The sequence below is a fragment of the Caldalkalibacillus uzonensis genome, assembly GCF_030814135.1.
GTDB classification, from domain to species: Bacteria; Bacillota; Bacilli; order Caldalkalibacillales; family Caldalkalibacillaceae; genus Caldalkalibacillus; species Caldalkalibacillus uzonensis.
Map to the genome: position 1 here is coordinate 46,781 of NZ_JAUSUQ010000006.1, position 13,072 is coordinate 59,852.

General features: G+C 47.0%; 8 protein-coding genes. All 8 read left to right on the forward strand.

Going from position 1 to position 13,072, the window contains the following annotated elements:
* The first annotated feature begins 217 nt into the window (after nt 1-217).
* Entirely contained in the window at nt 218-3,901 is a 3,684-nt protein-coding gene (locus J2S00_RS09160; protein WP_307338519.1) for a nitrate reductase subunit alpha, read from the forward strand.
* A complete protein-coding gene (gene narH / locus J2S00_RS09165; RefSeq protein ID WP_307338521.1) occupies nt 3,891-5,369 on the forward strand; it encodes a nitrate reductase subunit beta in 1,479 nt (492 codons plus the stop codon). The genes J2S00_RS09160 and narH (J2S00_RS09165) overlap by 11 nt, the downstream gene beginning before the upstream one ends.
* 18 nt (nt 5,370-5,387) lie before the next feature.
* Nucleotides 5,388-5,942 (forward strand): nitrate reductase molybdenum cofactor assembly chaperone, encoded by a 555-nt coding sequence (gene narJ / locus J2S00_RS09170; RefSeq protein WP_307338525.1) that lies wholly within the window; start codon nt 5,388-5,390, stop codon nt 5,940-5,942.
* Nucleotides 5,939-6,646 carry a respiratory nitrate reductase subunit gamma gene (narI, locus tag J2S00_RS09175; RefSeq protein WP_307338529.1) on the forward strand — a complete coding sequence of 236 codons (708 nt, stop codon included), beginning with the start codon at nt 5,939-5,941 and terminating at the stop codon, nt 6,644-6,646. Before narJ (J2S00_RS09170) ends, narI begins: the two co-directional genes overlap by 4 nt.
* Before the next feature lie 274 nt (nt 6,647-6,920).
* Nucleotides 6,921-7,331 carry a hemerythrin domain-containing protein gene (locus J2S00_RS09180; RefSeq protein WP_307338532.1) on the forward strand — a complete coding sequence of 137 codons (411 nt, stop codon included), beginning with the start codon at nt 6,921-6,923 and terminating at the stop codon, nt 7,329-7,331.
* A 16-nt stretch (nt 7,332-7,347) separates the two neighbouring features.
* Entirely contained in the window at nt 7,348-11,028 is a 3,681-nt protein-coding gene (locus J2S00_RS09185) for a nitrate reductase subunit alpha (RefSeq protein ID WP_307338535.1), read from the forward strand.
* Nucleotides 11,018-12,562: a nitrate reductase subunit beta gene (gene narH, locus J2S00_RS09190; RefSeq protein WP_307338538.1), complete on the forward strand. Its 1,545-nt coding sequence runs from the start codon at nt 11,018-11,020 to the stop codon at nt 12,560-12,562. The genes J2S00_RS09185 and narH (J2S00_RS09190) overlap by 11 nt, the downstream gene beginning before the upstream one ends.
* Nucleotides 12,537-13,067, forward strand: a complete 531-nt coding sequence (gene narJ, locus J2S00_RS09195; RefSeq protein WP_307338541.1) for a nitrate reductase molybdenum cofactor assembly chaperone — start codon at nt 12,537-12,539, stop codon at nt 13,065-13,067. Before narH (J2S00_RS09190) ends, narJ (J2S00_RS09195) begins: the two co-directional genes overlap by 26 nt.
* Nucleotides 13,068-13,072: the final 5 nt, after the last annotated feature.

Sequence of the window (13,072 nt, forward strand, 5' to 3'; positions counted from 1 at the left end):
TTGGTTGTATGCAGGAAAATAAGGATGAGCATCTATACAGGAAGTTTCACCAGGCGGGACTGTGACGAGTTATTGACAATTTGGTTAAAAAAATATGATAAAGCCATATAGTGTGAAATATTTCACATCTCCAAGCTTGTTCCCCAGATAAAATGAGGTCACAGATCATCTTATGTTGGTTATAGAGCATGACATAACTCTAGAGGAGTGAACAAACTTGGGTAAAAAAAGGTCACCACTTTTGGAACGCCTTAATTTTTTTTCACCTGCTGAACGACTCAGCAATCAGCACAGCGAGGTGACTTATCATGATCGGGACTGGGAGAATGTTTATCGACGCAGATGGCAGCACGACAAAGTGGTTCGTTCCACCCATGGTGTCAATTGTACCGGTTCATGCAGCTGGAACATTTATGTGAAAGATGGCATTGTTACCTGGGAAGGACAGCAGATAGATTATCCTTCCACAGGACCTGATATGCCAGATTTTGAACCACGGGGTTGTCCGCGTGGAGCGAGTTTCTCCTGGTATATCTATAGTCCGTTACGTGTCAAGTATCCTTATATTCGCGGTGTGTTGCTTAAATTGTGGCGCGAGGCTAAGCAAGAACATTCCGACCCCTTACAAGCGTGGGAAAGCATTGTTGAAAATCCTGAAAAAGCCAAACAGTACAAACAGGCCAGAGGTAAGGGTGGATTTGTCCGGGCCAGTTGGGATGAAGCGGTTAATCTTATTGCTGCTTCACTTCTGTACACAATCAAAAAGTACGGCCCAGACCGCAATGTAGGTTTCTCTCCGATTCCGGCCATGTCCATGGTCAGCCATGCCGCAGGTGCCCGCTTTATGAATCTGATTGGCGGACCGCTTTTAAGCTTTTATGATTGGTATGCGGATTTGCCCCCGGCTTCGCCGCAAATATGGGGAGACCAGACCGATGTTCCTGAAAGCAGCGATTGGTATAATTCGGGTTATATCATCACCTGGGGTTCCAATATTCCCCAAACACGGACGCCTGATGCTCATTTCTTGGCTGAAGTACGTTATAAGGGAACCAAAGTGGTTTCGGTCAGTCCTGACTATGCCGAGTCTACCAAATTTGCAGATGACTGGCTGCCCGTTAAACAGGGAACAGACGGTGCCTTGGCCATGGCCATGGGACATGTAATTTTGAAAGAGTTTTACGTCGAGAAACAAACGGAATATTTTCTGAACTATGCCAGAAAGTATACTGATTTTCCATTCTTAGTTACTTTGAAGAAAAGTGATGATGGATTTATTGCTGGCCGTTTTCTCAATGCACAGGATCTGGGACGTAACACGCAGCATGCTGAATGGAAACCGGCGCTCTTTGACGAGAATAGCCAAGATTTTGCCATTCCACACGGGACGATGGGTTCGCGTTGGGATGAACAAGGTAAGTGGAATTTGAAGTTAGTGGATGAGCAAACAAATGAGAGCATTAATCCACGCTTAAGTATGTTAGGGATAGAAGATGAGCTCTTAACCGTAAAAATCCCTTACTTCGGGGCTGAGGAAAAACGTATCTTAAAACGAGTCGTCCCGGCTAAAGCAGTCAAGATAAACGGTGAGTCCGTATATGTCACGACAGTGTATGACTTGATTTTGGCTAATTACGGTGTAGACCGGGGATTGGGTGGCGAAGTGGCCGCTTCCTATGATGATAAGGTTCCGTTTACACCAGCTTGGCAGGAAGCGATTACCGGTGTTAAACGGGATCTAGTGATTAAAATTGCCCGTGAATTTGCCACCAATGCCATCGATACGAAAGGACGATCCATGATTATTGTCGGAGCAGGTATCAACCACTGGTTTAACTCTGACATGATCTACCGGGCGGTGCTCAACTTAGTACTGTTCGTCGGCGCACAAGGGGTCAATGGAGGGGGTTGGGCCCATTATGTGGGACAGGAAAAGCTGAGAACCGCTGAGGGATGGCAAACGATTGCCATGGCCAGAGACTGGACGATGCCGCCTAAATTGCAAAACGGCACTTCTTTCCATTATTTTGCCACTGACCAGTGGCGATATGAAGAGATCCCTGTTGACAAACATGTCTCACCGCTTGTCAAAAAGGTGCGTTACCAACATTATGCTGACTATAATGTCCTAGCCGTACGTTTAGGTTGGTTGCCATCCTATCCTACATTTGATAAGAATGGCATAGACATTTACGAAGAAGCGGTTCAAGCAGGGGCCAAAACACCGGAAGAAGTTGGTCAGTATGTGGCCGAGCAGTTAAAGCATAAAAAATTGAAATTTGCTATAGAAGATCCCGATCATCCTCATAATTTCCCTCGTAATCTATTTGTCTGGCGTGCCAATTTGATTGGAAGTTCAGCAAAAGGACATGAATATTTCCTTAAGCATCTGCTGGGTACATCCCATGGGTTGTTAAATGATGACAACGACAGCTTGCGGCCACAAGAAGTGAAATGGCGTGAAAAGGCTGCAGAAGGAAAATTGGATCTGCTCATTAACCTTGATTTCCGGATGGCAGGTACAGCGCTCTATTCCGATATTGTTCTTCCAGCTGCAACCTGGTATGAAAAACATGATCTCAGCACAACGGATATGCATCCGTTTATTCATCCGTTTAACCCGGCCATTTCAACGCCGTGGGAAGCGCGTTCGGACTGGGAAATATTCAAATCTATCGCCAAAGCTGTGTCAGACATGGCCAAAGAGCTAAATATGAAGCCGATCAAAGAAGTCGTGGCGACACCCCTGCTTCACGATACGCCGCAGGAGTTGGCTCAACCTTTAGGCGAGGTGAAAGACTGGAGCAAAGGGGAATGTGAACCTGTTCCAGGTAAAACGATGCCCCAGATTCATGTCGTCGAGCGCGATTACACCCAAATCTATGACAAAATGACAACTTTGGGTCCAAATATTGCTGATAAGCCTTACGGTATTAAAGGGATCAACTGGTCAGCAAAGGAAGAGTATGAATTATTGAAACGCTTATTAGGCACTGAAGAAAAACCTGGAGTGACACAAGTTTGCCCGGTGATCCGAGATGATCGTCAAGTGGCTGAGGCCATCTTAACCTTGTCATCGACCTCAAATGGCAAAGTAGCCGTCAAGGCATGGGAGGCCTTGGAGAAGAAAACAAACCTCGAACTGAAGGATTTGGCCGTAGAACGGGAAGAGGAACGTTTTACTTTTGAACAAATTACGGCACAGCCTAAGACGGTTATTACTTCACCTGCTTTTAGCGGCTCAGAAAAAGGGGGGCGGCGTTACTCACCGTTTACAACTAACGTTGAACGCCTCATTCCTTGGCGAACGGTGACAGGACGTCAATCCTATTATGTCGATCATGAACTGATGCATGAATTTGGTGAAACGATGGCGACGTTTAAGCCAGTAGTCGATAATTCACCATTTGGCAAAAAAAGACCTGATGCGGAGGGTAAAGAGCTTATTCTTAACTATTTAACACCGCATAATAAATGGTCAGTGCACAGCATGTACTTTGACTCACAACCCATGTTAACCCTGTTCCGCGGAGGACCGACCATTTGGCTGAACAATGAAGATGCCCAGGAGGCAAACATAGCTGATAACGACTGGATCGAATGCTTCAACCGTCATGGTGTGGTCGTTGCCCGGGCCGTTGTCTCACACCGCCTGCCTCGTGGTATTGCCTTTATGTATCATGCTCAAGATCGGCACATCAATATACCTGGTACGAAGTTGACCGATAACCGGGGGGGTACACATAACAGTCCGACCCGCATCCATGTCAAGCCGACACATATGATTGGCGGATACGGGCAGCTCAGCTACGGGTTCAACTACTATGGCCCCACAGGCAACCAGCGGGATTTAAATGTGGTTATCCGCAAACTGAAGGAGGTCGAATGGCTTGAAGATTAAAGCACAAGTCGGCATGGTGATGAACCTGGACAAATGTATCGGTTGTCACACTTGCAGTGTGACGTGTAAAAACACCTGGACAAACCGTCCAGGTGCCGAATACATGTATTTTAACAATGTAGAAACCAAACCTGGTATTGGTTATCCGAAAAGATGGGAGGATCAGGAGAAATATAAAGGGGGGTGGGAGCTTAAAAACGGTGAACTGCAGTTAAAATCAGGTTCGAAAACGAATCGCTTGCTCAATTTGTTCTATAATCCTCATCAACCAGAAATAGACGATTACTATGAACCTTGGGAGTATGACTATGACACCTTGATCAACAGTCCACAAAAGAGATTCCAACCGGTGGCGCGTCCCAAATCTTCTCTTACGAAAGAATATATGAATATTGAATGGGGGCCCAACTGGGAAGATGATCTGGCTGGTGCACATGTGACGGGACTTCAGGATCCGAATATAGAAAAAATAGAAGATGCGATTAAAGCAGAGTTCGAAGATGTGTTTATGATGTATTTGCCGCGGATTTGTGAGCATTGTCTCAATCCGCCGTGTGTCTCTTCCTGTCCTTCTGGTGCCATGTATAAGCGAGAGGAAGACGGTATCGTTTTGGTTGACCAAAACGCCTGCCGTGCTTGGCGGCATTGTGTATCATCTTGTCCGTATAAGAAAGTCTATTTTAACTGGCAAACCTATAAAGCTGAGAAATGTACACTGTGTTTCCCCAGAATTGAGAATGGTCAGCCTACTATTTGTTCTGAAACGTGTGTTGGGCGGATTCGTTACCTTGGTGTAATGCTCTATGATGCTGATAAAGTGAAAGAGGCAGCATCTTGTGAACATGAACAGGATTTGTACCAAGCCCAGCTAAATATTTTCTTGGACCCGCATGATCCGGAAGTGATCCGCCAAGCCAAAGAGGAAGGAATTCCAGGCGCATGGATTGATGCGGCCCAGCGTTCACCCATCTACAAAATGATTGTAGATTGGAAAATTGCTTTGCCCCTTCATCCTGAATACCGTACATTGCCGATGGTGTGGTACATTCCGCCATTGAGTCCCATTATGAATACGATTGAAGGTCAAGGCAGCGGCCTTGATGAAACAGATATTTTCCCTGCCATTGACAAGATGAGAATTCCAATCCAATACCTGGCCAATCTATTAACAGCAGGAGATACAGAACATATTCGCACCACTCTGAAAAAAATGGCTGTGATGCGTCTGTACATGCGGGCTGTGCAAACCAATAAAAAACCTGATCTTCAGATGCTTGCGGCACTTGATTTGACGGAGCAAAAAGTGAAGGAGATGTATTGTTTATTAGCCATTGCCAAGTATGAAGATCGTTTTGTGATTCCTCAATCTCACCGGGAAGCAGTGTCCGATCTGTATGCGGAACAAGGCAGTTGTGGATTGGAATTTGCTGGAGGGCCGGGAGCTTGTGGGCCAAAAACTTTAACATAGAGGAGAGGTGGCATGGTCATGGATTTTTCAGAAGCCCAGCAATTATTTAAATTCGCCTCCCGTTTGTTGATGTATCCATCTGAGGAATGGAGACAGGAATTGGCTACGTTTGTTGAGATGATAGAATCTGTTCAGCACCGCCAGATTCAAGACCATTTGCGCCAGTTCATTGAATGGGTCACTGCACAAGCAGAAGAAGAGCTGCTCGATCATTATGTGTCCACATTTGACTTTGGTAAAAAGACCAACTTGTATATCACTTACATCAGACATGGAGAAACACGGGACCGGGGAGCTGAACTGTTAGCCCTAAAACAATTATATGCCCGTGCGGGTTTCGCCATGACAGACAAGGAATTACCGGATTATTTACCTTTGATGTTAGAGTTTGCCTCTTGCGGTCCAGAGAAAGAAGTGAAGAAGATGTTAAAAGATTACAGTGCGGAGATAGGAGTTTTAAGAGAACAATTGGTACAAGTTCAAAGCTTATACACTCTTATATTAGATGCAGTGATGATTGCTATGGAGGAGATTGGTATTGAACGGCCAGTGGAAAGTGGGGTGGTCAGATGATCGAACAATTTTTATGGGTCATATTCCCATACATTGCCTTAACCATTTTTATTGGCGGACATATCTACCGCTATAACCATGATCAATTTGGCTGGACGGCTAAATCGAGTGAGTTACTGGAAAAGAAGCAATTAAAATGGGGAAGCAATCTGTTTCATTTTGGGATCATCTTTGTTTTTTTCGGGCATGTACTGGGTATATTAATTCCGGCCAGTATTTACGAAGCGCTTGGAGTGACCAAAGATATGTATCACATCTTGGCTATTGCAGGGGGAATACCTGCTGGGATTATCGCTACTGTTGGTTTGTTAATATTAATCAATCGCAGATTAACAGATAAGCACGTAAAATTGACCAGCAGTAAGGGGGATTTTGTCGCCTTATTCTTTTTGTCTGTGGTGATGCTTACCGGTCTAGCTTCCACGTTTTTAAACATTAACCCTCAAGGATTTGATTATCGGACAACAATAGGACCTTGGTTTAGAAGCTTGTTTGTTTTTCAACCTGATCCGACATTAATGAGTACGGTACCAATCTGGTTCAAGATTCATATCTTAGCAGCCTTTGCCTTTTTCGCCGTGTGGCCGTTTACCCGCATGGTTCATGTATTCAGTTTCCCGTTAAAATATTTGAGCCGCAGTTTTGTCGTCTATCGTAAGCGCCGTCCATATAAACAGGATCAGCCTGTGAAAAAGACACTTTAGTCTGGCCAGAATTCCAAGCCGGGATCATTTCCTGGCTTTTTGTATAATATCCGCTTTTATATTGATGCTGCTGTTAAAAGAGTAAAACAGCATGGTCATTAGACCTGTTTGATGACATCACAATACACACAGAAGTCATGAAGGACCTGTGCTTCATGGCTTCTTTTTTTATTGTTGGCTTGAAAATATTGTCACAATTGCATAAACGTGTTCATTAAGAGAGAAACTACTAAACAAATTGTTTGTCACCAAAAAAAGTAAAGGGGATGAACTCATGTCCGGTCCTGCTTTAGAGCAACTGCATGCCCACCGCTCCATTCATGACGGGACACTGGCCGAGGCTAAAAACCTGACTCAATTGCTTGAACAGTTATATGCAGAAAAGCGTATCAAACATTCTCAAGAAGTGGCAGATGCGCTGCTTGAACATTGGGAGACAAGGGCACTTGCCCATGCTCAGGCAGAAGAAGAAGGATTTTATCCGGAGAGAGTGAAACAGAAACCGGAGCTGGCTGAGACGGTCTCCATGTTGAAGCGCGATCACGACCTGATGCGCATTTTAGTTGATGAAATCAAGACAATGATGTCGCAAGAGGGAGCCAGCGAGGAGGTTTTGGTCCGTTTCAAAGCGCTGTTACTTATTAACCGGATTCACAGCCGTGACGAAGAAAGACGATTATTGTAGATGAAAGGAGATCAAGATGAGCAGAAAAATATCCCCGCTGCTTCAAAAATTAAGGTATTTCGGAAAATCCGAGAAACCTGCCAGCCATGCTGAGCTGTCACCTTATGGACGGGAGATAGAGAAGGTTTACCGCCGACGCTGGCAACATGATAAGGTGGTGCGCACCACACATGGTGTCAATTGTACCGGTTCTTGCAGTTGGAAGGTTTACGTGAAGGACGGCATTATCACCTGGGAAACGCAGCAGATAGACTATCCGTCAACAGGGCCTGGGATGCCTGAATATGAACCCCGGGGCTGCCCCAGAGGAGCCACTTTTTCCTGGTATACATACAGTCCCTTGAGAGTACGCTATCCTTATGTGCGCGGAGCTTTGCTGAACCTGTGGAAAAAAGAGCTCCGCAAAACCAATGATCCGGTTGCGGCCTGGAGGTCCATTGTTGAGGATCCAGACAAAGCCAAGCGGTATAAAGCTGCCCGGGGAAAAGGAGGTTTTGTGCGTGCGACATGGGATGATGTCAATACGCTTATCTCGGCTTCACTGATCTATACCATTCAACAGTATGGACCAGACCGGATTTTTGGGTTTTCTCCGATTCCGGCCATGTCTATGGTCAGCTATGCCGGAGGCGGACGGTTTTTAAACCTGATCGGCGGATCTCTGCTCAGCTTTTATGATTGGTATGCAGATCTTCCGCCTGCTTCTCCACAAGTTTGGGGTGAACAGACTGATGTTCCGGAAAGCTCAGACTGGTTTAATTCCAGTTACATGCTGGTCTGGGGCTCCAATATACCACAGACGAGGACACCTGATGCACACTTTTATATAGAAGCCCGTTACAAAGGTACTAAAGTGGTGGCTGTCAGTCCTGACTATGCCGAGTTTGTCAAGTTTGCCGACAACTGGCTGGCCGTTCAACCCGGCATGGACGGGGCTTTGGCGATGGCCATGACACATGTGATTCTCAAGGAGTTTTATGTGGATGAGCAGACTGAGTACTTTCAAGATTATGTCAAGAAATTTACCGACTTACCTTATTTAGTCACGTTAAAAAAACAGGGTGACAGCTACGTGGCGCACCGCTTTTTAAGAGCCAGCGATTTGGGAATGCCGTTGTCCAACGCTGAATGGAAGACGGTCGTGTGGGATGAAAAGTCGCAAAGATTTGCAGTACCTAACGGGAGCATCGGGCATCGCTGGGAAAATGAAGGGAAATGGAACCTGCATCTGGAGGATTCGGCCAATCAGTTGACAGAGATTCAGCCTGCCTTAACCTTGTTAGGTCATGAGGATGACGTTTTGACGCTAAAGTTTCCACACTTTGAGCCTGAGACAAAAACAGTGTTGGAACGGGCTGTTCCGGTCAAAGCACTTGAACAAGAGGGGCAGACGCTTTATGTGACCACTGTTTTTGATTTGCTTTTAGCCAAAACCGGGGTTTCCCGCGGTTTGCCTGGTGATTATCCGGCTGACTATGACGATCCGAAGCCCTACACACCCGCCTGGCAGGAAGCGCTGACCGGCATCGACCGCAAATTAGCTGCTCAAATTGCCCGTGAATTTGCCCAGAATGCCATCGATTCCAAAGGGCGCTCCATGATTGTGATGGGTTCAGGAATCAACCACTGGTACCATTCCGATGCCATTTACCGGACAGTGCTCAATCTTGTCCTTTTAACAGGATCTCAGGGCGTCAACGGTGGCGGATGGGCCCATTATGTGGGTCAGGAGAAAGTGCGCCCGCTGGAAGGATGGCAAACGATTGCCATGGCCCGGGACTGGGGCGGCCCTCCCAGGCTGCAGAATGGAACATCCTTTTTCTATTTTGTCACAGAGCAGTGGAAATACGATGATCAAGCGATGAACAATCTGGTGTCCCCCTTGGTGGATAAGCCCCGCTATCAGCATGGGGGAGATTATAACTATCTGGCTGCCCGTCTGGGCTGGCTGCCATCTTATCCCCAGTTTAATGCCAACAGCATCAAGTTGTATGAACAATCGGGAGCCAAAAGCAATGAGGAAGCCGTACAATTTGTCGTTGATCAAGTTAAAGCTGGGCGCCTGAAGTTTGCCATTGAAAATCCGTCCGACCCCCAAAACTTTCCGAGGGTACTGTTTGTCTGGCGGGCTAATCTGATCGGCAGCTCAGCCAAGGGACATGAATATTTTCTGAAGCATCTCTTGGGAACACATCATGCCACTTTAAGTGAGCAAAACAAGGACCTGACAACCAGTGAGATTGACTGGTCTGGTGATTCACCGGAAGGAAAGTTGGACTTGCTGGTCAACATTGATTTTCGGATGAACGGTACAGGTCTGTACTCAGATATCGTTCTCCCGGCGGCGACATGGTATGAAAAATATGATCTCAGCAGCACGGACCTGCATCCGTTTGTCCATCCCTTTAATCCAGCCATTGCCCCACCCTGGCAATCACGGTCTGATTGGGATTTCTTCAAAGGATTGGCCCAGACCTTTTCCCGGCTGGCCAAAAACTATTTTAACGGGCCGGTTAAGGATATTGTGGCCACTCCGCTCTTGCATGACACACGGGATGAACTGGCCCAGCCCTATGGAGAGGTTTACGATTGGAAGGATGGCCAGCATGAACCCGTTCCTGGAGTCAATTTTCCCCGCTTGCATGTTGTGGAGCGCGATTATACCCAAGTTTATGACAAGTTTATTGCCCTGGGACCGGTGATCAGAGAGCAAATCGGGGCCAAGGGGCTGGGTTGGAAGGCAGATAAAGAATATGATAAGTTAAAGCAGATGCTGGGGACGGCCGAAACAGCACGGTACAAGGATTGTCCCAGCCTGTTTACTGACCGGGATGCGGCAGAAGCCATCTTGACGTTGTCCAGCTCCACAAACGGTTCCATGGCGCTGAAGGCCTGGGAAGTGGCAGAGAGCAAAACGGGACAAAAACTGAAAGATTTGGTCAAAGAGCGTGCGGAAGAGCATTTGACATTTGACATGATAACGGCTCAGCCCAGGCAAGTGTTGACCACCCCCGTGTATAGTGGTACGGAAACCGGCAACCGCCGTTATTCTCCGTTTACGACCAATGTAGAGCGGCTGATCCCGTGGCGGACGCTGACAGGAAGGCAGCACTTTTATCTTGACCACGAACTGATGCTGGAGTTTGGGGAAGAATTGCCCACCTTCAAAGCTCCTCTCCGCAAGGCCTCCTTTTACGACAGCGACCGCAAGCCGCAAATCAAAGGGAAAGAAATCGCGCTCAGATATTTAACCCCTCACTACAAATGGTCCTATCACAGCACATACTGGGACACGCTGCCGATGTTAACCTTGTTTCGCGGGGGGCCACATGTCTGGTTAAACAATAAAGATGCTGAAGAAGTGGGAATCGCCGACAATGATTGGTTGGAAATGTATAACCGCAATGGCGTTGTTGTGGCCCGGGCCGTGGTCAGCCACCGCTTGCCCAGAGGGGTGGCTTTCATGTATCACGTACAGGACCGTTACATTAATGTTCCTGGCTCACCCATTAGCAAGCTTCGTGGGGGAACATTTAACAGTCCGACACGGATTCATGTTAAGCCGACTCAGATGGTTGGCGGTTATGCCCAGTTAAGCTATGGCTTTAATTATTACGGACCGACGGGCAACCAGCGGGATGAACAGGTATTGATCCGCAGATTGGACAAAGAGGAGGTGGACTGGCTTGAAGATTAAGGCCCAGTTCGGGATGGTGATGAACCTGGATAAATGTATCGGCTGCCATACATGCAGCATCACTTGCAATAACACCTGGACAAACCGCCCTGGTGCGGAGTACATGTGGTGGAACAATGTTGAGACAAAGCCGGGAATAGGCTATCCGAAGGAATGGGAAAATCAGGACATCCATAAAGGCGGCTGGGTATTAAAGAACGGGAAACTGGAATTGCGGGCTGGGGGGCGGGCCAATAAACTGCTCAATATTTTTTACAATCCTGATATGACCCTCATTGATGACTTTTATGAACCATGGACGTACGAGTATGAGCACCTGATTAACAGTCCCGAGAAGAACCACCAGCCTGTAGCCCGGCCCAAGTCCCAACTGACTGGTGACTATATGGATCTTCAGTGGGGACCTAATTGGGAGGATGATTTGGCCGGCGTGCATGAGACAGGAAAACGGGACCCTAACATGCACGGTTTGGAAGAAAAAGTAAAATTTGAATTTGAACAAACGTTCATGATGTATCTGCCTCGGATTTGCGAGCATTGCATTAACCCGCCGTGTGTTTCATCCTGTCCGTCAGGGGCCATTTATAAACGGGATGAGGACGGCATTGTCTTGGTTGATCAGGATGCCTGCCGCAGCTGGCGGTTTTGTGTGACAGGCTGTCCCTACAAAAAGGTATATTTTAACTGGAAGACGCATAAAGCGGAAAAGTGCACTTTTTGCTTTCCCAGAATCGAGGCAGGTTTGCCCACTATCTGCTCAGAGACCTGTGTGGGCCGGCTGCGCTATATAGGCATCGTCTTCTATGACTTGGACAAAGTGGAGACGGCGGCTTCGGTGCCGGATGAAAAAAATCTTTATCATGCCCAACTCGATATCTTTCTCGATCCCCATGATCCTCAAGTGATTGAAGCCGCCCGGCAAGCGGGTTATACCGAGGACTGGATCGAAGCGGCTCAGCGCTCTCCCATCTACAAGCTGGCCGTTGAACAGAAGATCGCTTTGCCTCTGCATCCTGAATACCGCACGTTGCCCATGGTGTGGTATGTTCCTCCGCTCAGTCCCATCATGAGCGCCTTTGATGGAGGGTTGGATGACATCAATCCCCATGTGATATTCCCTGCCATAGATGAGATGCGCATCCCCATTGAATATTTGGCCAATATGCTCAGTGCGGGGGATACGGAAGTAATCCGCACTGTGCTGAAAAAAATGGTGGTGATGAGAAGTTACATGCGAGCTGTTACTTTGGGCAAAGAGCCGGACAAAACCTTACTGGATAAAGTGGGCATGACAGAAGAGACAGTCCGGGAGATGTATGAGCTGTCGGCCATTGCCAAGTATTCGGACCGCTATGTCATACCTTCATCCCACCGTGAAATGGCAGATAATATGTTTCTTGGGCAGGGAACGGCCGGTTACGATTTTATGGAAGGCTGCTCTGGCTGCGCCGTTAATGCATATATGGACGACGACTATAAGTTTGGAGATGATTATTGGAGGGATATGGATGAACCAACACCAAAAAATCTTTAAATTGGCTTCTCTCTTTTTGCAATATCCGGACAAAGAATGGGTGGACAATGGTGATTTAGAGCAGGAGGTTTCCTGCTTGGAAAATCAGCTTGTGCGCGAGTGTTATCTCCAATTTCTGAAGTATGTGCAGCATACCCCACTGGAGAAGCTTTGCGAAACATATGTCCAGACGTTTGATTTTAGCGATAAAACAACCTTGTATTTAACATACAACATCTTTGGTGACAACAGGGAGCGGGGGCAGGCCTTTCTGAAATTGAAAGAGGAATTTGCCAATGCGGGCTTTCCCCTGGAGGATGATGAATTGCCGGATTATCTCCCCCTTGTGCTTGAATTCGCCTCTATAGCCAGAACGGAACACAGCCAAAGGATATTTATGATCCATAAAAAAGGAATTGACAAGCTTTTAGCCGGATTGGAAGAGGACAACAACCCTTATCAATGGGTATTGCGCGGCTGTATTCGGGGCATCGATTCCTTGCTCAAAAAAACGAAAGCCTCTTAAAGAGT